This is a genomic window from Pantoea sp. JZ2 (assembly GCF_035191405.1).
Lineage (GTDB): Bacteria > Pseudomonadota > Gammaproteobacteria > Enterobacterales > Enterobacteriaceae > Pantoea > Pantoea stewartii.
The window spans coordinates 156187-176353 of sequence record NZ_CP045247.1 but is presented as its reverse complement, the minus strand read 5'-3'; the positions used below and the strand labels follow the sequence as shown (position 1 = coordinate 176353).

The following is a 20167-nucleotide window of genomic DNA, read 5'->3' as shown; positions in this document are numbered from 1 at the left end:
TATCAGGATTACGTGACAAAGCGAGTGATTCACACAAAGTGGGTGCGCCATTCACGTCAATAAATGCAACCAGGATGTAAACTTAATATTACAGTTTGTCGATTAGAGCCTTTGCCCCGTTACCGACTGGTAATCTGTCAGAGCAGTAGCGAAGATGTTTATCCGCCTGACTATCAACGCTTAAGGAGTCACTATGGCCGAGTGGATCAATGCGCAAGTGAAGGAAGTGAAAAACTGGACCGATGCGCTGTTTAGCCTGCGGGTTAAGGCACCGATTGCCCCCTTCCATGCCGGACAGTACGCAAAACTGGCACTCGAAATTGAGGGCGAACGTGTGCAGCGAGCTTACTCTTACGTCAATGCACCCAATGACGACCTGCTTGAGTTCTACTTAGTCACCGTACCCGACGGCAAATTAAGCCCGCATCTGCAGGCGCTGCGCCCCGGTGATCAGGTGATGATCACCAAAGATGCGGCGGGCTTTTTTATTCTGGATGAAGTCCCTGAGTGTCAAACATTATGGATGCTGGCGACCGGTACCGCCGTGGGCCCTTACCTGTCGATCCTGCAACAGGGCGAAGGCCTGGATCGCTTCGATAATATCGTCCTGGTCCATGCCGCCCGTTATGCCGCCGACCTGAGCTTTTTACCGCTGATGCAGCAACTCCAGCAAATCTATAACGGTAAGTTGCAGATCATCACGGTTGTCAGCCGTGAGGAAAGTCTGGGGTCGCTGACGGGACGCATTCCGGCCCTGATTGAGAATGGCAAGCTGGAGCAGGCAGCAGGGTTAACCATTGACGCAGAGACCAGCCATGTCATGGTTTGTGGCAATCCACAGATGGTACGTGATACGCAGCAGTTACTGAAAGAGACGCGCGGTATGCGTAAGCACCTTAAGCGCAAACCCGGCCATATCACCAGCGAAAACTACTGGTAAGGCGCGCGTTTCAGACGCAAGGGCACCGGCGCGGCACCAAAGCGGTTGTCGCCGACGGTGCCACGAAACACCCCCAGATCCAGAATCAATCCGGCCAGGATAATAAAGGGCAGTACGCGCCCGATGAGCCACTGTAACACCTCTCCCGTCATGCTCCAGTTGCCCGCCATCAGTAGCCAGGCGGCAATCAGCAGCAGGGCCCAGTAGCCCCGGCGATCGCGATCGTGCAGGCGTTTAACCACAATCGCGCTGGCAGGCCACAATAAGCAGACGATGCCAAACGCAGCCATCTGTGTGTCCAGCAGATCGTTACCTGCCAGGAAAAACAGCAGGCTGGTTAGCAGTACCCAGATTGCCTGCCAGAGCCAAAAATCCCGACGCCCTACGCGCCCGCGAAAAGAGAAAAACCATTGCTGGATTATCATGCACTTTCCTTAGACAAAATTTTACGCTGCACACTTTTGACCTTGAAGATAAAAACCGTTCTAATTTGGCATCGAGTTTATTGGTCAGAGCCGACAAAATGAAGAATTTGCCAGGCGTACTGTTGCTGAGCGTCGCGCTGACGGTTCCGGTATTTGCCGCCGATCCGCAACCCCTCGACAAGGCTGAACACATGCCAACCGCCCCCTATCTGTTACCGGGCGCACCCACGCTGGACATGACCATTGGCCAGTTTCGTGAAAAATACAACCTGGCCAATCCCCAATTGCCGCTCAGGGAATACAGTGCCATTGATACGCGCGATGAAAAGAGCGATCTGACACGCGCCGCCACCAAAATTAATGAAACCCTTTATTCTTCTACGGCGCTTGAGCCGGGCACGGGCAAAATCAAAACGTTGCAGATCACGTGGCTGCCGATTCCGGGGCCTGACCAGAGTGCCTCGCAGGCTAAGGCGCTTGATTATATGACCGCCATGTTACGTTTTTTTGTGCCGGGACTCACGCAGGAAGAAGGGCGAAAAAAGCTGGAAACGCTGCTTAAAGCCGGTAAAGGCTCACGATACTATGAGCACGTTGAAGGCGCACTGCGTTTCGTGGTTTCAGATAACGGGGATAAAGGACTCACCTTTGCCATTGAGCCGGTAAAACTGGCGCTGGCTACGCCTTGATGGACGGGGCAAAAATGACGAAAAGCAAAGCCATGGCATTATTTGATCTCTATACTGTCTGGCAGACAACGTTGCCCCAGGGCAGCGCCATTTCATGTATCGCGTTATGCGGAGGATAGAATGCGACATCCACTGGTTATGGGTAACTGGAAGTTGAATGGCAGCAAGCATATGACAGCCGAACTGATCGACGGTCTGCGCAAAGAACTGTCGGGCGTGGGAGGCTGTGGCGTTGCTATTGCCCCCCCTGCGCTCTATCTTGATCAGGCTAAACATGCTGTCTCCGGTAGCCATATTGCACTGGGTGCTCAAAACGTTGATGTAAACCTGTCTGGCGCATTTACCGGCGAGATTTCCGCTGAGATGCTGAAAGATATTGGCGCGAAGTACATCATCATTGGCCACTCAGAACGCCGCACTTACCATAAAGAAAGCGATGAATTCATTGCGAAAAAATTTGCCGTCTTAAAAGCAGCGGGGCTGGTGCCGGTTCTGTGCATCGGCGAAACCGAAGCCGAAAATGAAGCAGGCAAAACCGAAGAAGTGTGTGCACGTCAGCTTGATGCTGTACTGACCACTCAGGGTGCCGAAGCATTTAAAGATGCGGTTATCGCCTACGAACCCGTCTGGGCGATTGGCACGGGTAAATCAGCCACCCCAGCGCAGGCGCAGGCCGTTCACAAATTCATTCGTGACCATATCGCGAAAAAAGATGCTGCTGTCGCTGAGCAAGTGATTATTCAGTACGGTGGTTCAGTCAACGATAAAAATGCAGCCGAGCTGTTTACGCAGCCGGACATTGACGGTGCCCTGGTTGGCGGTGCGTCACTGAAAGCCGATGCATTTGCGGTCATCGTTAAAGCAGCCGCGGCAGCCAAACAAGGCTGACCTGGCGCTTAGTCCATTCTGAGCGGCCAAATCAGGCCGCTTTTTTTATGGGTTGCAGTAACGCGCAGTCGTGATCCTGCACTTCCTCAGCGGAACCTTTATTTAACAACAGCCAGTTGCGCTCCACTGCCATCAGTATCAACCGCCCATCAGACAAGCGCGCTAACGCGAGGCCGTAGCGGCCCATCTGATCGCGTGCATGCGGTATCTCAGCGGCCAGACGGATAAATACGCTTTGCTCTGCCAGCTCGGCTTCACTCAGCGTACGCACGTGATAAGGATGACTGAGAAAGGTGACGGCTTTCCATTTCGGTGTGAACGTGGGTGTCAGCGCATCCAGTTGCTTTCTCACATCAGGCCGAAGGCATGAAAGATGAATATGAAGCTGATTCTGGGTACGGCCGTACTGGGAATTGATGGCCAGTGACAGCACACTGTCGTTGATGGGCTTGCCATATTTTTGCGCCACGACGCCTCTGTCCTGCCAGGACAGGTCAAAATAATTCGGCGTGTCTGAACGGAGCAACTGTGGGCTTTCGATTCCGGTGATTTTATCAATGGGGATGAGCAGATACTGAAGGGGGCCGTTTCGGTCTTTCAACAGCGCGTAGCGGTGCTGCAGATCAACGTGCTGACACGGCGCGGGTTGACCATGCGTGAGCTGATCGGGCAGACACTTTTCACTGACGATTTGCCAAAGCGCATCCGCATTCGTTTTAACATGCGTAGCCGCAACCAGGATCCCTGCGCCAATCAATACCAGCAGAAGCGCAATGATGATGAAGGCCCGACGATTTGCCTGCATTGTTATCTTCCCCTGACTGTTTTCATTCGCATCCTCACCTGACAGCGCGTAAATGTCACGCATAAAAAAACCAGCGTTTCCGCTGGCTTCAAGAATAACCGGTAAGGATTACGGCTTCATGATCTGATCATAGGTGCCGCCATCAGCGAAGTGCGTTTTTTGCGCCTTCGCCCAGCCGCCAAACTTATCGTCGATGGTAAACAGTTTTACCGGCGCAAACGTACTGGCGAACTTCTTCGCGACCTCTTCATTGCGCGGACGATAATAGTTTTCAGCCGCAATCGTCTGCCCTTCCGTCGAGTAGAGATATTTCAGATAGGCTTCCGCCACCTGACGCGTTCCCTTCTCATCGACCACCTTATCCACGACGGACACAGTTGGCTCCGCGAGAATCGATTCACTTGGCGTCACAATTTCAAATTTGTCTTTACCCAGTTTATTGACCGCCAGGTAGGCTTCGTTTTCCCAGGCGATCAGGACATCACCAATACCACGCTCTACAAAGGTATTGGTTGCGCCGCGCGCACCGGAATCCTGCACTTCAACATGCTTAAACAGATCTTTCACGTAACGCTGTGCTTTTGCCTGATCGCCGTTGTTATGATCCAGTGCCCAGCCCCAGGCAGCCAGGTAATTCCAGCGAGCGCCGCCTGACGTTTTAGGATTTGGAGTAATCACCGAAACGCCGGGCTTGATAAGATCGCTCCAGTCATGGATGCCTTTAGGATTGCCTTTACGCACCAAAAAGACAATCGTGGAGGTATAAGGCGCGGAGTTGTCGGGCAGACGTTTAATCCAGTCTTTATCAATGCGACCGCGATCAGCAATTGCATCAACATCCGACTGCAGCGCCAGCGTCACCACATCAGCACGAATACCGTTGATGACAGAAGTCGCCTGTTTACCTGAACCGCCGTGCGACTGGCGGATGACCACGTTGTCGCCCGTTTCCTGTTTGTAGTGCGCGCTAAAGGCCTTGTTGTACTGCTCGTAGAGTTCCCGGGTAGGATCATAAGAAACGTTTAGCAGCTGAATATCCTTCGCCAGAACACTGCCAGATGCCAGTAACAACCCTAAACCCACGGCCCATTTATTCATTGCGCACTCTCCCCATTCATGATGAGACAAGCGTGACATAAACGTGATTATAGCTAAAAGAATTAAAAATAAGCGGTTATAACTTTGGGGAATATGAGGAAGGCACAAGGGCATGCCGTTAAGCATGCCCGGTAATACTTAGTACAGCTGCTTAGCCGTATCCATCCAGTCACGCTTAAAGGGACGTTTCATATTTTCAATGGCATCAATGATATCGTGATGGACCATCTTGTCATTCTGGATACCTACACACCGGCCACCGTAGCCCTGCATCAGCAACTCAATCGAATAGGCACCCATGCGCGACGCAAGAATGCGGTCATAAGCGCAGGGCGCGCCGCCGCGCTGGATATGACCAAGTACCGTGGCGCGCGTTTCGCGTTTGGTTTCTGTTTCGATGAAACGCGCCAGGTCGTCGATATCACAGATGTGCTCCGTAATAGCTACGATCGCGTGCTTTTTACCTTTCGCAATACCGGCTTTAATCTCTGCCACCAGTTCCTCACGAGTGTAAGGAATCTCAGGTAACACGATAAATTCACATCCCCCGGCAATAGCCGCAGCCAGCGTCAGGTCGCCACAGTAACGGCCCATGACTTCAACAATCGAGATGCGCTGATGCGATGACGACGTATCACGCAGGCGGTCAATGGCTTCGACGACCGTTTCCAGCGCCGTAAAGTAGCCGATGGTGTAATCTGTCCCGGCCACGTCGTTGTCAATCGTGCCTGGCAGACCGATACACGGAAAGCCCATTTCGGTGAGCCGCTTGGCCCCCATATACGAACCGTCGCCACCGATCACTACTAAGGCATCAATGCCCCGCTTTTTCAGGTTCTCGATTGCTACCTGGCGGACATCATCATTACGAAACTCAGGAAAACGTGCAGAACCCAGGAACGTGCCGCCGCGATTGATCATATCTGACACACTGTAGCGGTCGAGGTTGATCATGCGATCTTCATATAAACCCTGATAGCCGTCATAGATACCAAAAACTTCCAGCCCTTCGCTTAATGCGGAGCGAACTACACCGCGAATGGCTGCGTTCATGCCTGGGGCGTCACCGCCGCTGGTCAGTACACCAATTTTTTTGATCATGACAACCTCTGGATTGTTCAAAACTAAGGGTTAATCCGGCCTGTGCAACGCTGATGAACACTGATGTGGTAAGCGCGACATATGATGGCAGATAGTATATCAAAGGCCTGATGCTGAATTGATTCAGGTCAGACAACTTTTCACTAATTTTTTTAGCAATGTTAGCTGCATGTCATTTTCATCTTTCTAACGTCTTTCCTGTGCGTCAGAAATTGAATGCATCCTGTTTCTCTGACGGTACCACAGAACAGGGATCCTGATGAATAATGACGTCCGACCCGGGAAAGGCTTCGCGTAATGCTTTTTCAACCTGATCGGCGATTCGGTGTGCCTGCACTAACGGTAATTGATCTTCCAGCTCTACGTGAAGCTGAATAAATTTCGTCGGGCCAGACTGACGCGTCCGCACATCATGAACGCCTTGCACACCGGGCCAGTTTGATGAAATCGCAATAATATGTTGTCGTTCTTCATCGGGTAAGGCTCTGTCCAACAGGGACTGAACGGCTTCATAGCCCATCCGAAGTGCGCTGACGAGAATATACACGCCAATGCCCAGCGCAAACAGCGCATCGGCACGAGCGAATCCGTAGCTGGTTAACACCAGCGCGACCAAAATTGCCCCGTTCATGAAAACATCGGATTGATAATGCAGCATATCGGCCCGAATCGCCTGACTGCGTGTTTTTCGTACGACCCAGCGCTGGAAAGCCACCAGCAGTAATGTCGAAATGAGAGCCAGCACCGTCACGATAATGCCCATACCGGGCGATCGCAGTTCATTCGGGGAAGCGAGATGCTGAATACCCGTCAGAAAGAGGAAAAGTGCCGAACCTGAAATGAACATGCTTTGCGCCAGGGCGGCCAGCGATTCCGCTTTACCGTGGCCAAAGGTGTGATCGGCGTCAGCGGGCTGAAGGGAATAGCGCACCACCAGCAGGTTTGTCAGGGAAGCGGCAATGTCCACCAGCGAATCAACCATGGCAGCCAGCAGGCTAACCGATCCGGTATACCACCAGGCAAAAATCTTGATAATTAACAAGGTTGTCGCCAGCAGCGTCGCCGCAATCGCCGCAGATTTAACCCACTTTCCATACGAAGCCTGCATGCCACACTCCATGAACATCATGACTGAAGAGGTAAAATAACAGCAGAGAAGGGCTAAGTTTAACACTGACGCAGGCGATGCGCCCGACTGATACCGTTCGGACAGCGTGATGAGGGATAAGACGGGAAGAGATAATACGACTTCGCCCCATCGGGTAACGATGGGGCGAAGGATTGCTTACCTAAGTAAGCGCCAAATCAACGTGCAGATTTGGTTCAGTGCTCAGCAAAATTATTTTTTGCCGCCTTTCTTGCCCGCTTCGGAGGCTTTTTCGGGGTTATTTTTGAAATTACCGCCGCCGCCGTTGCCGCTGCTCTTTCCGCCTTTTTTACCGGCTTCAGAGGCTTTTTGCGGGTTGTCTGCGAAATTACCTGAACCACCACGATGCTCTGCCATAATTTACTCCATTAATAGATTAATTCGGACTACATGATGTGGTTGCTGCTCTCCGTTAATTTCAGAAGTGCATCGGCTTCCTTGCTGAGACAATATAAGTGTAGGCGAGGCCGGATAAGGTGCAAGCGGAGCGGGATATTTACAGCCCCTTGAAAAGAAAGGAAAATGCACAAATAAATTAATGAATCTTTATATTTATCAATCGATTGGAAATAACTCATGACCTGTAAAACAGATCGGCAAGACAGTAATAACAGACAGGAAAGCGTGCGTAAGAAAAATAAAAAAACGTTGCCATTCAATCGTCCAGATCATTTTTTCGCGCACTGTAAAACTACAGTAAATAATGGCGAAAAACAGATAAAAAAAACCCCCTCATCATGAGGGGGAAGACAGGGATGTGTCTATGGCAAGGAAAACAGGGATACTATTTACTACTGGTTACTACTGGTACGACTTACGGGTTGCAGCGTCGAAGCTGGCTGCAAACTTGAGAGCTTACGCATGGCATTCAGGCGCTGCTCATAATTCTTCTGTAACGCGGCCTGCTGCTCGGGCGTTAACAGGTGGTACATCTGATTACGCACTCTCGCCATCTCAACTTGCTGTTCAACCTGAACTTTGGCGATGGCCTCTGCCTTGTCACGTATGGCCGCTTCGTTAAATTTATCTGCCGTCACCAAATCGTGCATAGCTGCGATATCATCAATATTCGTTGCCGGACGGTCATGTCGGGCTTGCTGCATAAGGTCACGCATTTGTTGTCGTTGATGTTCCGTCAACTCAATGCCGTCGAACATGTGACTTTGCGAATTTTGCGTCATACTGCCTGTCGTAAATCCGCCGTGATGCACCTCGTCAAGCGCCATCGACTCTGCTGCTCCTGCGCTGGCGTGACTGAGAACCATCGCTGAGGCAAGAACGACGGCGGTTAATTTGCGCATCGTTTACTCCAGTTCGTTCTGTTTTGCGATTCAACGATAGCCAGTGTACGGCGATAGCTGCAAACATCCGTCAGGGGGTGTAAAAGTACGTAAAGCGATGGATTGGTATCATAGGAACACGCTATTTTGCCTGCGGAGGGCTACAAAAATGAATAAAATCCTGTTGGTAGATGATGACCGCGAATTGACTTCGCTTTTAAAAGAACTGTTAGAAATGGAAGGGTTTGAAGTGGTGGTTGCCAGCGATGGTGAGCAAGCACTGAATCTGCTCGATAACTCAATTGATTTGCTTTTACTGGATGTCATGATGCCCAAGAAAAACGGTATCGACACCCTGAAAGAATTACGCCAGCAGTATCAAACACCTGTGATTATGCTTACCGCCCGCGGAAGCGAGCTTGATCGTGTGCTGGGCCTTGAGCTGGGCGCCGATGACTATCTGCCTAAGCCCTTTAACGATCGGGAGCTGGTTGCGCGCATACGCGCTATCCTGCGCCGTTCGAACTGGAGCGAACAACAGCAGCAGCACGATAACAGCTCACCTACGCTGGAAGTGGACTGCCTGCGCCTGAACCCGGGCCGTCAGGAAGCCAGTTTCGATAACGAAACGCTGGATCTCACCGGCACAGAATTCACCCTGTTGTACCTTTTGGCTCAGCATTTAGGTCAGGTTGTCTCGCGCGAGCATCTTAGCCAGGAGGTGCTGGGTAAACGCCTGACGCCTTTTGACCGTGCCATCGATATGCACATCTCGAACCTGCGCCGTAAACTCCCTGAACGTCGCGATGGGCATCCGTGGTTCAAGACCTTACGTGGCCGCGGTTATTTGATGGTTTCGGCATCATGATAGGCAGTTTGACTACCCGCATCTTTGCTATTTTCTGGCTGACGCTGGCACTGGTATTGATGCTGGTGCTCATGGTACCCAAGCTTGATTCACGCCAGATGACGGCGCTGCTGGAAAGCGAGCAGCGCCAGGGCACGATGATCGAGCAGCACGTTGAAGCCGAGCTGTCACGCGATCCGCCTAATGATTTGATGTGGTGGCGGCGCTTATTTCGCGCTATTGAGAAGTGGGCTCCACCCGGCCAACGTTTGCTCCTGGTCACCAGTGAAGGCCGGGTCATCGGCGCACAGCATAATGAAATGCAGGTCATTCGTAACTTCATCGGTCAGTCAGATAACGCCGATCACCCACAGAAGAAGAAATATGGCCGGGTAGAGATGGTAGGTCCTTTCGCCGTCCGGGATGGAGAGGATAACTATCAGCTGTATCTGATCCGCCCCGCCAGCAGCTCTCAGCTGGATTTTATTAATCTGTTGTTTGATCGCCCTTTGCTGCTGCTCATTGTTACCATGCTGATTAGCTCACCGCTTCTGTTGTGGCTGGCGTGGAGCCTGGCGCGTCCTGCACGGAAACTTAAATATGCCGCGGACGAAGTCGCCAGCGGTAATCTGCGCCAGCATCCTGAACTGGAATCAGGCCCACAGGAATTTCTGGCGGCAGGTTCCAGCTTTAACCAGATGGTCAGTGCGCTGGAACGGATGATGAACGGTCAGCAGCGCTTACTGTCTGATATCAGCCACGAATTACGCACGCCGCTAACGCGATTACAGCTGGCGACCGCCCTGCTGCGCCGCCGTCATGGTGAAGGCAAAGAGCTGGAACGTATAGAGACGGAAGCACAACGCCTCGATGGCATGATTAATGACCTACTGGTGCTGTCGAGGACCCAGCATAAGAACGCGCTGGTCAGCGAGGCCATGAAGGCAAATCAGCTGTGGAACGGCGTGCTGGAAGACGCCCGATTTGAAGCGGAACAAATGGGTAAGACACTGGAGATCCCTTATCCTCCGGGGCCATGGCCTTTGTATGGTAACCCCCATGCGCTTGAAAGTGCGCTGGAGAATATCGTGCGGAATGCGTTGCGCTACTCTCATACCCATATCAGCGTCAGTTTTTCCGTTGATATTGCAGGCATTACCGTTCACGTTGACGACGATGGTCCCGGCGTGAGCCCGGAAGATCGTGAGCAGATATTCCGACCGTTTTACCGCACTGACGAGGCGCGCGACCGAGAGTCCGGCGGCACCGGCCTGGGGCTGGCCATTGTGGAAACGGCCATTCAGCAGCATCGTGGCTGGGTAAAAGCAGATGACAGCCCACTGGGTGGTCTGCGTCTGACAATCTGGCTGCCACTTTACTCCTCTGGCAGACAATAATTTGCTATGCTTCGGCCCTCGTTACCGGGGGCCTTATGCTTAACATCGTACTCTTTGAACCAGAAATTCCACCCAATACAGGTAATATTATTCGCCTGTGCGCCAATACCGGCTTCCAGCTTCACCTTATCGAACCGCTGGGTTTTGCCTGGGACGACAAGCGCCTTCGTCGCGCGGGACTGGATTACCACGAGTTCACCGCCATTAAGTTCCATGCTGATTTTCAGGCGTTCATGACGACCGAGCAACCTGCGCGGCTGTTTGCGTTGACAACGAAGGGGACGCCCGCGCACAGTGCCGTCGCCTGGCAGCAGGGAGATTATCTGCTGTTTGGTCCAGAGAGTCGGGGCTTGCCCGCAGAGGTGCTACAGACGCTGCCTGCAGAGCAAAAAATACGGATTCCCATGCGGGCGGAAAGCCGCAGTATGAATTTATCAAATGCGGTATCCGTGGTGGTATACGAAGCCTGGCGCCAACTCGACTACGCTGGCGCGTTGATTAAGTCCTAAATTCCGTCACCAAACTGAAAACCTGCGCCATTGCCGCTGAAATGCTGGTCCATATCCATGGACGGCTTTTCACTGCCGGGCTTGCCAACGATGCGCGCAGGCACGCCAGCGGCGGTGGTGTGAGGCGGAATGGGTTGCAGCACAACAGAGCCAGCACCAATCTTGGCACCGCGACCAACTTCAATATTGCCCAGAATTTTTGCACCTGCGCCAATCATGACGCCTTCGCGAATTTTCGGATGACGGTCGCCGCTGGTTTTACCGGTCCCGCCGAGCGTCACCGACTGCAGGATGGACACATCGTTTTCCACGACGGCCGTTTCACCGATCACAATACCTGTAGCGTGATCCAGCATGATCCCGTGTCCAATTTTTGCGGCCGGATGAATGTCCACAGCAAAGGAAACGGACACTTCATTTTGCAGGTAAACGGCTAAAGCGCGTCGGCCTTCATTCCAAAGCCAGTGCCCGATACGATGGGCCTGGAGCGCATGAAAACCTTTCAGATACAGCAGCGGCGTCGAATATTTATCAACCGCAGGATCGCGCTGGCGTACGGCCTGAATATCGCAGGCAGCGGAAGCAATCATTGAGGGATCTTTTCGGTAGGCCTCTTCGACAACTTCACGAATCGCAATAGCAGGCATGATTGGATTCGCCAGCTTATTGGCCAGCATATAGCTCAGGGCGCTGCCCAGATTCTCATGCTTAAGCAATGTCGCATGATAAAAGCTGGCCAGCATTGGCTCGCAGTCTGCCAGCGCGCGTGCTTCTGCCTTAATGTTGTTCCAGACCAGTTCTAACTCATCAGACGACATGCTGTTTTCTCCCGATAAAAAAAGCGCCTTGACCGGCGCTACAGGTGATGACGCTTGGCTTCCTGCTTTAGTTTGTGCTGTTTTCGTCCTTCCGTGAACGCCCCAGCAGGCTTAATGCTGCATCTCGTGCCGGTTTTCCGCAATAGAGCACCTGATAAATCTGTTCGGTGATAGGCATTTCAACCCCTGTGCGTGCAGCCAGCGCTTTGACTTCTTTGGTATTTCTGTAGCCTTCTACAACTTGTCCGATAATGCGTTGTGCGCTATCGACATCTTCACCCTGCCCGAGCATCATGCCAAAACGGCGATTGCGCGATTGGTTATCAGTACAGGTCAGCACCAGATCACCCAAACCGGCCATGCCCATAAATGTTGTGGCATCTGCGCCTAATGCCGCACCCAGACGACTCATCTCGGCCAGCCCGCGCGTAATTAACGCCGTGCGTGCATTCGCACCAAAGCCGATGCCATCAGACATGCCAGCACCGATAGCAATGACGTTTTTCACCGCGCCGCCCAGTTGAACCCCAATAAAATCGGGATTGTTATAGACGCGAAAGCTTTTGCCGCAGTGCAGTCGCTGTTGTAAATCGTCTGCGAACTGCGCGTCAGTAGCCGCCAGCGCAATCGCTGTTGGTAAACCCGCTGCCAGTTCTTTTGCAAAAGTGGGGCCGGAGATGACGGCCAGTGGAATCGTTTCGCCCAAAATGTCGCGGGCAACATCCTGCAGCAGACGACCCGTTTCCTTCTCCAGTCCTTTCGTTGCCCAGACGATGCGTGAGTCATCACGTAAACCGGGCTTTATCTGCGTCAGCACATCGCCGAAAACATGACTCGGTACAACAACCAACAAATCGCGGCTGGCGGCTATAACGGTATTCAGGTCAGGTTCAACAGTCAGATTATCGGGAAACGTTACATCTGGCAGGAAAGCACGGTTGCAGCGGTCGGACTGAAGTTGTGCCATATGGGCAGGATTGTGCCCCCACAGCAGCACCGGGTGGCCATTGCGGGCCAGCGTAATCGCCAAAGCGGTGCCGTATGAACCGGCACCGATGACGCTAATCGAAGCGTGAGTGGTCATCAGGCATCCTGATGTTGCGCTTCTTCGCCTTGCTGCTGCTGCAGATAATTCATAAACAGCGCATCAAAGTTCACTGGCGCAAGGTTAAGCTGCGGGAAGGTACCACGTGAAACCAGGCTGGTGATGCATTCGCGGGCATAAGGGAACAGGATATTTGGGCAGTAAGCGCCAAGGCAATGCGCCATCTGGGTACCTTCAATGCCACCGATGGTGAAAATACCTGCCTGCTGAACTTCACACAGGAAAGCGGTATCTTCGCCAACGGTTGCCGTAACGGTCACACGCAGCACCACTTCATACACTTCATCAGCCAGCTGCGAAGAGGCAGTATCCAGATCCAGCTTAACGTCTGGCTCCCACTCTTTCTGAAACACCTGCGGCGCATTGGGCGCTTCAAAAGAAATATCCTTCGTGTAAACGCGCTGAATCTGGAATTGCATTTCGTTAGTGTTATGTTCTGACATGTGACTAAGTCCTGTAAGTTAAAATGTCTGGCGTAAAACTACGCCTGAAGTAACGGATCTAAACCCTGACGATCGTTAAGTGCCATCAAATCGTCGCAGCCACCAATATGCTGGCCATCAATAAAGATCTGAGGCACTGTCGTGCGGCCGCTGCGCTTAATCATCTCTTCACGTTTTGCCATGTCCCCATCAATGGGGATCTCCTGGAACGCCGCGCCTTTCTCATTCAGCAGCGCTTTTGCGCGATGACAATACGGACAGGTTGGTTTGGTATAAATCTCAACGTTTGCCATAGGGACCTCAGGATGGTTATTTACCGCGAACTAACGGCAGATTTTCGCCGCTCCAACCGCTAATACCGTCTTTGAGCACGCTCACCTGATTGAAACCTGCCGCGCTCAGATGTGCAGCAGGATCGGCCGCGCTCTGCCCGGTAGCGCATACCACAATTATGGGCTGTGTTTTATGCTTTTCCAGCTCGCCAAAACTGCCTTTCTTGATATCAGCTGCAGCGACGTTGACCGCGCCCGAAATATGCCCCTTGCGGTAATCGTCGCGCGAACGCACGTCTACCACCACCGCATCCTCTTTGTTAATAAGTCGGGTTGCTTCGCCTCGACTGATCGTTTTTACTTTAGAGAACATCCCTTTAACGGTGGTCACAATCACCAGTATAAGTAAAACGACCCATGCCAGACTCAGGATGGGGTGATTGCTTGCAAACTGCATAATTTCTTGCATGAGGGGTAACGACTCCAGACCGGGCTAATAAGCTAAAACAAGGCTTCTGAGTATACCTGCGCCACTTCGCATGTACAGACGCTAAGCGGGCAGAGTGATAATTTGTGCGTCATTTTCCAAAAAAATTCACCGAATGGCAAAAATGTCGTGACGCTTATGCCTTGTACTGTTGAAAATGGTCACGTTTAGGGAAGCAAAAGCCGGTCGGCAATGCTGGTAAGCAACTGTTCATCGTGGAATAATCATCGACCTATGAAGGGAAAGACACCTGCTCTGCCAACATGGACCCGTCACAACGGCGTTACCGTGCCGCTGTTTACACGCTTGTCCGTTCTGTCTTTTAGCCTGCTTTATGCGGGCCTGTTGTCATTGCCCTTACCCGGGCTGGCCGCTGATGATAACAAAGCGCAACTGAAATCCATTCAGCAGGAAATTGCTGAAAAAGAAAAAAGCGTTAAGGCGCAAAAAGCCCAGCGCAGCCAGTTGCTTAATCAGCTGCAAAGTCAGGAAAAAATCATTGCGCAGGCCAGCCGGCAGTTGCGTGAAACGCGCAATAGTCTGTCCGCCTTAAACAATGACATCGCGCAGGTCACCGCCTCCGTTGCCCACCTTGAGAAACAACAGGCTCAGCAGGAAAAACTGCTGGCAGAGCAACTGGATGCCGCTTTTCGTCAGGGCCAGCACAAGGGCCTGCAACTGCTGTTAGGTGGTGAAGAAAGTCAGCGCAGCGAGCGCATCCTGGCCTACTTTGGTTACCTGAACACGGCACGTCAGGAAAATATCACCGCCCTGCAAACTACCCGCAAGGAACTGGCTCAACAGCGCGCATCGCTGGAACAAAAACAGCAGCAGCAAAAATCGTTGTTAACTCAGCAGCAAGCACAGCAAGACAAACTTCAGCAAGCCAGTGCCGCCCGCAAAAAAACGCTAACCTCTCTGGAAAGTGCGCTGCAGAAAGATCAGGCTGATTTGGTCGAGATGCGGCAGAACGAAAGCCGCCTGCAAGACAAAATTGCCCGTGCCGAGCGAGAAGCGCGTGAACGCGCCGCACGGGAAGCGCGTGAGGCTGAAAAAGTCCGCCAGCGTCAGGTGCAGGCAAAAGCGAAAGGCTCCAGCTATCAGCCAACCCAGAGTGAACGCGAACTGATGGCGCGCACAGGCGGGCTTGGGCGGCCAAATGGTCAGGACATCTGGCCAGTAAGAGGACGGATTGAGCATCGCTTCGGTGAGGAGCTTCAGGGCGAATTACGCTGGAAAGGGCTGGTCATTAACGCGCCTGAGGGCACAGAAGTTAAAGCCATTGCCGATGGTCGCGTGTTGATGGCTGACTGGTTACAGGGTTATGGCCTCGTCGTCGTGATTGAACATGGCAAAGGGGATATGAGCCTCTATGGTTACAACCAAAGCGCACTGGTCAGCGTCGGCGCTCAGGTAAAAGCAGGTCAGCCTATTGCCCTGGTCGGCACCAGCGGTGGCCGTGGTACACCTTCGCTCTACTTTGAAATCCGGCGTCAGGGTAAAGCGGTTAATCCACTTCCGTGGTTAGGAAAATAAGTGTTACGTCAGCGAAAGACCCTGGTTGCGCTGCTGAGTGGATTGCTGCTCAGTTTCGCAGCCCAGGCCGGTAAGCTCGCCATTGTTATTGATGATGTCGGCTACCGGCCTACAGAAGAGAATAAAGTGTTGCAGATGCCGCAGGCGATATCGGTTGCCGTCCTCCCCGATGCGCCCTATGCACGTCAAATGGCAATCAAAGCGCATCAGGGCGGACACGAAGTCCTGATTCATCTGCCCATGGCCCCTCTCAGTAAGCAACCCCTTGAAAAAAACACGTTAACGCCCGAGATGAGCAGCGCCGAGATTGATCGCATCATCCGCAGTGCAGTAAATAACGTGCCTTATGCGGTGGGGCTGAATAACCATATGGGCAGCAAAATGACGTCCAGTCTGCCGGGTATGCAAAAAGTCATGCAGGCCCTTAACCAGTACAATCTGTACTTCCTTGACAGCATGACGATTGGCAACAGCCAGTCTGTACCCGCCGCCCAGGGCACGCATGTCAGAGTGCTAAAGCGCAGGGTCTTTCTGGACGACAGCCAGGACATCAACGCCATCCGTCAGCAATTTAGTCGGGCAGTGAAACTGGCCGAGCGGGATGGCTATGCGATTGCGATTGGTCACCCGCACCCGAACACTGTGCGCGTGTTGCAACAAATGCTGCCCACTTTGCCTGCGGATATTACGCTGGTGACACCGGGTCAGTTATTAAATGAGCCGCTGCGTAACGGCAGTGCTTCGCCGGCAAAAACCCTGCCGCGCAATAAACCAGTGCAAGGCTTCCAGCCGCCAGGCGAATGTAAAGTGAAGCAACCACTGTCACCTGTGCCTGCTACACGCGCACTGGGCGTGATTGGTGAGAGCATCGCTGAGAGCCCGCTGTATCGCCGTATTAATGCACTTTTCTGACACACTCAGCATCGGCCTTAAACCCGATGCTGAGCGTCAACGTTAAAAAAACAAAGGGCAACATTACGTCCAGCTCAAAATCACCTTTCCTGATTGCCCCGACCGCATATCATCAAAACCTCGCTGAAAGTCATCTATATCGTAGCGATGTGTAATGATCGGGGTGAGATCCAGACCTGACTGTATCAGTGCGGCCATCTTGTACCAGGTTTCAAACATCTCCCGCCCGTAAATGCCCTTAATAAACAGCCCTTTAAAAATCACCTGATTCCAGTCGATGGCCATTTCACCGGGCGGAATGCCCAGTAAGGCGATACGACCGCCGTGATTCATGACGTCAAGCAGGGTCCGAAAAGCAGGCGGTGCGCCCGACATTTCTAAGCCCACGTCAAAGCCCTCTCGCATGTCGAGCGTATGCATGACCTCACGCAAGTCATGTTTCGCCACGTTGACCGCACAGGTCACGCCCATTTTACGGGCCAGTTCAAGGCGATAATCATTAATGTCTGTGATGACGACATTTCGTGCACCCACATGACGACATACCGCCGCCGCCATGATTCCAATCGGCCCTGCCCCAGAGATCAGAACGTCTTCTCCCACCAGATCGAAGGACAAAGCGGTATGAACTGCGTTGCCAAACGGGTCAAAAATCGACGCCAGTTCGTCTGAAATATTGTCAGGAATTTTGAAGGCATTAAAGGCAGGGATCACCAGATATTCAGCAAAGCATCCCTGCCGGTTGACACCTACACCTTGCGTATTGCGGCATAAATGTGTCCGCCCTGCCCGGCAGTTACGGCAGTGCCCGCAGGTAATGTGACCTTCACCCGAAACGCGATCGCCAATCTGAAACCCTTTCACTTCCTGCCCCACAGCCACCACTTCGCCTACATATTCATGGCCAACAATCATGGGCACGGGGATCGTTTTACGGGACCAGTCGTCCCAGTTGTAAATATGTACATCGGTGCCGCAGATCGCGGTTTTGCGGATTTTGATCAGCAAATCGTTGTGGCCAGGCTCCGGCATGGGCGCATCGTTAACCATCCAGATACCCTGCTCTTTTTTCAGTTTCGCAAGTGCTTTCATGGTCTGTCCTCAGGCGATCACGCCAAGTTGCTTACCAATCCGCGTGAAAGCGGCCACAGCGGTATCGAGCTGCTGCTGGCTGTGCGCGGCTGAAATTTGTGTGCGAATACGTGCCTGACCTTTTGGCACTACCGGATAGAAAAATCCGGTCACATAAATCCCCTCCTGCTGAAGCAGATGTGCAAACGCCTGCGCTACGCTGGCTTCGCCCAGCATGACCGGAATGATGGCGTGATCGGCCCCCGCCAGCGTAAAGCCCGCTGCCGTCATTTTTTCGCGGAACAGGCGTGCGTTTTCCCAGAGGCGCTGACGCAGTCCGTCGCCTTCGCTTAACAGATCCAGAACGCGCAATGAGGCAGCCACGATTGCGGGTGCCAGTGAATTAGAGAACAGATAAGGTCTTGAACGCTGACGTAGCCATTCTATAACCTCGGTTTTGGCTGCCGTATAGCCACCGGAAGCACCCCCCAGCGCCTTACCCAGGGTGCCGGTGATGATGTCTACCCGCCCCATGACATCACAATACTCATGCGTTCCCCGCCCTGCCTTTCCCACAAAACCCACCGCATGGGAATCATCGACCATGACCAGGGCAGAGTATTCGTCTGCCAAATCGCAAATGCCTTTCAGATTGGCAATTACGCCATCCATAGAGAAGACGCCATCGGTTGCAATCATGATGGTCTTTGCGCCGTTATCTTTGGCTTCCTGCAGGCGGGCACGTAACTCGTTCATGTCATTATTGGCGTAACGGTAGCGTTGTGCTTTACACAGACGCACACCATCAATAATCGACGCGTGATTAAGTGCGTCAGAAATGATGGCATCCTCAGCCCCCAGCAGTGTTTCAAATAATCCGCCATTCGCATCGAAGCAGGAGGAGTAAAGTATGGCGTCTTCCATACCCAGAAAATCAGCCAGTTTTCTTTCCAGTTGTTTGTGCTTATCCTGCGTGCCACAGATAAAGCGCACCGATGCCATCCCAAAACCGTGCGAATCCATTCCCTCTTTCGCGGCCTGAATCAAAGCAGGATGGTTAGCCAGCCCAAGGTAATTATTTGCACAGAAATTAATGACAGCGTGATGATGCCCAACGTCGATTTCAGCCTGCTGCGCGGAAGTGATAATACGTTCTTTTTTGAACAGCCCTTCTTGCTGGGCGATAGCCAGTTGCTGACGAATATGCTGATAAAAATGCGCTGACATTATTACACTCCTGAAAAGGTAGGAAGGGGCAAATACGACTGAACATATCGCCTTTTAACGCCTAATCGACCAAAATAATGTGAATTATGTAGCACAGTTCACGTCACAGGCATTTTGGGTCCTGACCTTACGGAGTCATCTGGCTGTCTGTGGCGGGATGAAATGTTATGATGGTGACATTACGCGTGAGACGTCCCGTTTCACCACAAAACGTTAAAGGTAGCAATATGATTATCGTAACCGGTGGCGCAGGTATGATCGGCAGCAATATCGTTAAGACGCTGAACGATCGTGGCCATACAGATATTCTGGTCGTAGATAATCTGAAAGATGGCACCAAGTTCGTGAATCTTGCCGATCTGGACATCACAGATTACATGGATAAAGAAGAGTTCTTAACCTACATCATGTCGGGTGAAGATCTGGGTCCGATTGAAGCGGTGTTCCATGAAGGTGCCTGCTCAGCCACAACGGAGTGGGATGGTAAGTACATGATGGATAATAACTATCAGTACTCAAAAGACCTGCTGCACTTTTGCCTTGAGCGTGAAATCCCCTTTCTGTATGCCTCTTCGGCAGCCACCTATGGTGGACGCAATGAGAATTTTATCGAAGAGCGTCAGTACGAGCAGCCGCTAAACGTTTACGGCTACTCAAAAATGCTGTTTGACCACTATGTACGCCAGATTCTGCCAGAAGCAACGTCACCAGTCTGTGGTTTCCGTTACTTCAACGTTTACGGACCGCGCGAAGGCCACAAAGGCAGTATGGCGAGCGTTGCCTTCCATCTGAATACGCAGATCAGTAATGACGAAAATCCAAAACTGTTCGAGGGCAGCGACAGCTTTAAACGCGATTTTATTCATGTTGATGATGTTGTGTCAGTCAATCTGTGGTGCTGGGAGAACGGCATTTCCGGGATTTATAACTGCGGCACAGGCCGCGCCGAATCGTTCCAGGAAGTTGCGGACGCCGTGCTTAATTTCCATCAGAAAGGTGAAATTGAATACATTCCTTTCCCGGAAAAACTGAAAGGCCGTTATCAGGCTTATACCCAGGCTGATCTGACGAAACTGCGTGAGGCAGGCTACGACAAGCCTTTTAAAACCGTGGCACAGGGCGTGTCTGAATATATGGCCTGGTTAAACCGCAACGTCTAAGGAACGGATA

General features: G+C 52.2%; 23 protein-coding genes. 9 read left to right on the top strand and 14 right to left on the bottom strand.

The window, feature by feature from the left end:
• Positions 1-193: 193 nt before the first annotated feature.
• The gene (fpr, locus tag GC087_RS00825) at positions 194-940 is read left to right on the top strand and encodes a ferredoxin--NADP(+) reductase (protein ID WP_054632881.1); all 747 of its coding nucleotides are present in this window, start codon (positions 194-196) and stop codon (positions 938-940) included.
• On the opposite strand, the gene GC087_RS00820 is transcribed toward fpr, so the two are convergent.
• Complete coding sequence (locus tag GC087_RS00820; RefSeq protein WP_006121293.1) at positions 931-1365, bottom strand: DUF805 domain-containing protein; 435 nt, start codon at positions 1363-1365, stop codon at positions 931-933. The genes fpr and GC087_RS00820 overlap by 10 nt on opposite strands.
• Positions 1366-1463: 98 nt before the next feature.
• Here GC087_RS00820 and GC087_RS00815 point away from each other — a divergent pair, with 98 nt between their 5' ends.
• Both GC087_RS00815 and tpiA read left to right on the top strand, forming a co-directional pair.
• A complete protein-coding gene (locus GC087_RS00815; RefSeq protein ID WP_006121292.1) occupies positions 1464-2054 on the top strand; it encodes a DUF1454 family protein in 591 nt (196 codons plus the stop codon).
• 120 nt (positions 2055-2174) lie between these two features.
• Positions 2175-2942 (top strand): triose-phosphate isomerase, encoded by a 768-nt coding sequence (tpiA, locus tag GC087_RS00810; RefSeq protein WP_058701580.1) that lies wholly within the window; start codon positions 2175-2177, stop codon positions 2940-2942.
• A 31-nt stretch (positions 2943-2973) separates the two neighbouring features.
• Here the strand turns inward: tpiA and GC087_RS00805 are convergent, their stop codons facing one another.
• The 6 genes from GC087_RS00805 to cpxP all read right to left on the bottom strand — a co-directional run bounded on the left by GC087_RS00805 (position 2974) and on the right by cpxP (position 8394).
• The gene (locus GC087_RS00805) at positions 2974-3747 is read right to left on the bottom strand and encodes a CDP-diacylglycerol diphosphatase (protein WP_058701586.1); all 774 of its coding nucleotides are present in this window, start codon (positions 3745-3747) and stop codon (positions 2974-2976) included.
• A gap of 108 nt (positions 3748-3855) precedes the next feature.
• Positions 3856-4845 (bottom strand): sulfate ABC transporter substrate-binding protein, encoded by a 990-nt coding sequence (locus tag GC087_RS00800; protein WP_033738094.1) that lies wholly within the window; start codon positions 4843-4845, stop codon positions 3856-3858.
• A gap of 138 nt (positions 4846-4983) precedes the next feature.
• Positions 4984-5946 (bottom strand): 6-phosphofructokinase, encoded by a 963-nt coding sequence (pfkA, locus tag GC087_RS00795; RefSeq protein ID WP_006121288.1) that lies wholly within the window; start codon positions 5944-5946, stop codon positions 4984-4986.
• Between the two features lie 205 nt (positions 5947-6151).
• Positions 6152-7054 (bottom strand): CDF family cation-efflux transporter FieF, encoded by a 903-nt coding sequence (gene fieF, locus GC087_RS00790; protein ID WP_006121287.1) that lies wholly within the window; start codon positions 7052-7054, stop codon positions 6152-6154.
• A gap of 231 nt (positions 7055-7285) precedes the next feature.
• Positions 7286-7450 (bottom strand): KGG domain-containing protein, encoded by a 165-nt coding sequence (locus tag GC087_RS00785; RefSeq protein ID WP_028723167.1) that lies wholly within the window; start codon positions 7448-7450, stop codon positions 7286-7288.
• 434 nt (positions 7451-7884) lie between these two features.
• Entirely contained in the window at positions 7885-8394 is a 510-nt protein-coding gene (gene cpxP, locus GC087_RS00780; RefSeq protein WP_033738090.1) for a cell-envelope stress modulator CpxP, read from the bottom strand.
• A 148-nt stretch (positions 8395-8542) separates the two neighbouring features.
• On the opposite strand from cpxP, the gene cpxR reads away from it, so the two are divergent.
• Genes cpxR through trmL form a run of 3 tightly spaced genes read left to right on the top strand, consistent with a single transcriptional unit; the run spans position 8543 to position 11126 of the window.
• Complete coding sequence (gene cpxR / locus GC087_RS00775; protein ID WP_006121283.1) at positions 8543-9241, top strand: envelope stress response regulator transcription factor CpxR; 699 nt, start codon at positions 8543-8545, stop codon at positions 9239-9241.
• Complete coding sequence (gene cpxA / locus GC087_RS00770; protein ID WP_058701579.1) at positions 9238-10617, top strand: envelope stress sensor histidine kinase CpxA; 1380 nt, start codon at positions 9238-9240, stop codon at positions 10615-10617. Before cpxR ends, cpxA begins: the two co-directional genes overlap by 4 nt.
• Before the next feature lie 35 nt (positions 10618-10652).
• Entirely contained in the window at positions 10653-11126 is a 474-nt protein-coding gene (trmL, locus tag GC087_RS00765; protein WP_006121281.1) for a tRNA (uridine(34)/cytosine(34)/5-carboxymethylaminomethyluridine(34)-2'-O)-methyltransferase TrmL, read from the top strand.
• Here trmL and cysE read toward each other — a convergent pair.
• The 5 genes from cysE to GC087_RS00740 all read right to left on the bottom strand — a co-directional run bounded on the left by cysE (position 11123) and on the right by GC087_RS00740 (position 14233).
• The gene (gene cysE / locus GC087_RS00760; protein ID WP_006121280.1) at positions 11123-11944 is read right to left on the bottom strand and encodes a serine O-acetyltransferase; all 822 of its coding nucleotides are present in this window, start codon (positions 11942-11944) and stop codon (positions 11123-11125) included. The genes trmL and cysE overlap by 4 nt on opposite strands.
• A 67-nt stretch (positions 11945-12011) precedes the next feature.
• Entirely contained in the window at positions 12012-13028 is a 1017-nt protein-coding gene (gene gpsA / locus GC087_RS00755; RefSeq protein WP_006121279.1) for an NAD(P)H-dependent glycerol-3-phosphate dehydrogenase, read from the bottom strand.
• Complete coding sequence (gene secB, locus GC087_RS00750) at positions 13028-13492, bottom strand: protein-export chaperone SecB (protein ID WP_006121277.1); 465 nt, start codon at positions 13490-13492, stop codon at positions 13028-13030. Before secB ends, gpsA begins: the two co-directional genes overlap by 1 nt.
• Before the next feature lie 38 nt (positions 13493-13530).
• The gene (grxC, locus tag GC087_RS00745; RefSeq protein WP_033738087.1) at positions 13531-13785 is read right to left on the bottom strand and encodes a glutaredoxin 3; all 255 of its coding nucleotides are present in this window, start codon (positions 13783-13785) and stop codon (positions 13531-13533) included.
• A 16-nt stretch (positions 13786-13801) separates the two neighbouring features.
• A complete protein-coding gene (locus tag GC087_RS00740) occupies positions 13802-14233 on the bottom strand; it encodes a rhodanese-like domain-containing protein (protein WP_006121275.1) in 432 nt (143 codons plus the stop codon).
• A 252-nt stretch (positions 14234-14485) separates the two neighbouring features.
• Between GC087_RS00740 and envC the strand changes: the two genes are divergently transcribed.
• The gene (gene envC, locus GC087_RS00735; RefSeq protein WP_033738084.1) at positions 14486-15787 is read left to right on the top strand and encodes a murein hydrolase activator EnvC; all 1302 of its coding nucleotides are present in this window, start codon (positions 14486-14488) and stop codon (positions 15785-15787) included.
• On the top strand, positions 15788-16699 hold the full coding sequence (locus GC087_RS00730) for a divergent polysaccharide deacetylase family protein (protein ID WP_033738082.1): 912 nt from the start codon (positions 15788-15790) through the stop codon (positions 16697-16699).
• Positions 16700-16762: 63 nt separating this feature from the next.
• On the opposite strand, the gene tdh is transcribed toward GC087_RS00730, so the two are convergent.
• Both tdh and GC087_RS00720 read right to left on the bottom strand, forming a co-directional pair.
• The gene (tdh, locus tag GC087_RS00725) at positions 16763-17791 is read right to left on the bottom strand and encodes an L-threonine 3-dehydrogenase (protein WP_033738079.1); all 1029 of its coding nucleotides are present in this window, start codon (positions 17789-17791) and stop codon (positions 16763-16765) included.
• 9 nt (positions 17792-17800) lie between these two features.
• On the bottom strand, positions 17801-18997 hold the full coding sequence (locus tag GC087_RS00720) for a glycine C-acetyltransferase (protein WP_039342497.1): 1197 nt from the start codon (positions 18995-18997) through the stop codon (positions 17801-17803).
• A gap of 227 nt (positions 18998-19224) precedes the next feature.
• Here GC087_RS00720 and rfaD point away from each other — a divergent pair, with 227 nt between their 5' ends.
• Positions 19225-20157, top strand: a complete 933-nt coding sequence (rfaD, locus tag GC087_RS00715) for an ADP-glyceromanno-heptose 6-epimerase (RefSeq protein WP_033738074.1) — start codon at positions 19225-19227, stop codon at positions 20155-20157.
• The last annotated feature ends 10 nt before the right edge of the window (positions 20158-20167 follow it).

Bases quoted from the DNA above. Each gene is read 5' to 3' on its own strand.
- fpr (WP_054632881.1), top strand. From the start codon at position 194: ATGGCCGAGTGGATCAATGCGCAAGTGAAGGAAGTGAAAAACTGGACC.
- GC087_RS00820 (WP_006121293.1), bottom strand. From the start codon at position 1,365: ATGATAATCCAGCAATGGTTTTTCTCTTTTCGCGGGCGCGTAGGGCGT.
- GC087_RS00815 (WP_006121292.1), top strand. From the start codon at position 1,464: ATGAAGAATTTGCCAGGCGTACTGTTGCTGAGCGTCGCGCTGACGGTT.
- tpiA (WP_058701580.1), top strand. From the start codon at position 2,175: ATGCGACATCCACTGGTTATGGGTAACTGGAAGTTGAATGGCAGCAAG.
- GC087_RS00805 (WP_058701586.1), bottom strand. From the start codon at position 3,747: ATGCAGGCAAATCGTCGGGCCTTCATCATCATTGCGCTTCTGCTGGTA.
- GC087_RS00800 (WP_033738094.1), bottom strand. From the start codon at position 4,845: ATGAATAAATGGGCCGTGGGTTTAGGGTTGTTACTGGCATCTGGCAGT.
- pfkA (WP_006121288.1), bottom strand. From the start codon at position 5,946: ATGATCAAAAAAATTGGTGTACTGACCAGCGGCGGTGACGCCCCAGGC.
- fieF (WP_006121287.1), bottom strand. From the start codon at position 7,054: ATGCAGGCTTCGTATGGAAAGTGGGTTAAATCTGCGGCGATTGCGGCG.
- GC087_RS00785 (WP_028723167.1), bottom strand. From the start codon at position 7,450: ATGGCAGAGCATCGTGGTGGTTCAGGTAATTTCGCAGACAACCCGCAA.
- cpxP (WP_033738090.1), bottom strand. From the start codon at position 8,394: ATGCGCAAATTAACCGCCGTCGTTCTTGCCTCAGCGATGGTTCTCAGT.
- cpxR (WP_006121283.1), top strand. From the start codon at position 8,543: ATGAATAAAATCCTGTTGGTAGATGATGACCGCGAATTGACTTCGCTT.
- cpxA (WP_058701579.1), top strand. From the start codon at position 9,238: ATGATAGGCAGTTTGACTACCCGCATCTTTGCTATTTTCTGGCTGACG.
- trmL (WP_006121281.1), top strand. From the start codon at position 10,653: ATGCTTAACATCGTACTCTTTGAACCAGAAATTCCACCCAATACAGGT.
- cysE (WP_006121280.1), bottom strand. From the start codon at position 11,944: ATGTCGTCTGATGAGTTAGAACTGGTCTGGAACAACATTAAGGCAGAA.
- gpsA (WP_006121279.1), bottom strand. From the start codon at position 13,028: ATGACCACTCACGCTTCGATTAGCGTCATCGGTGCCGGTTCATACGGC.
- secB (WP_006121277.1), bottom strand. From the start codon at position 13,492: ATGTCAGAACATAACACTAACGAAATGCAATTCCAGATTCAGCGCGTT.
- grxC (WP_033738087.1), bottom strand. From the start codon at position 13,785: ATGGCAAACGTTGAGATTTATACCAAACCAACCTGTCCGTATTGTCAT.
- GC087_RS00740 (WP_006121275.1), bottom strand. From the start codon at position 14,233: ATGCAAGAAATTATGCAGTTTGCAAGCAATCACCCCATCCTGAGTCTG.
- envC (WP_033738084.1), top strand. From the start codon at position 14,486: ATGAAGGGAAAGACACCTGCTCTGCCAACATGGACCCGTCACAACGGC.
- tdh (WP_033738079.1), bottom strand. From the start codon at position 17,791: ATGAAAGCACTTGCGAAACTGAAAAAAGAGCAGGGTATCTGGATGGTT.
- GC087_RS00720 (WP_039342497.1), bottom strand. From the start codon at position 18,997: ATGTCAGCGCATTTTTATCAGCATATTCGTCAGCAACTGGCTATCGCC.
- rfaD (WP_033738074.1), top strand. From the start codon at position 19,225: ATGATTATCGTAACCGGTGGCGCAGGTATGATCGGCAGCAATATCGTT.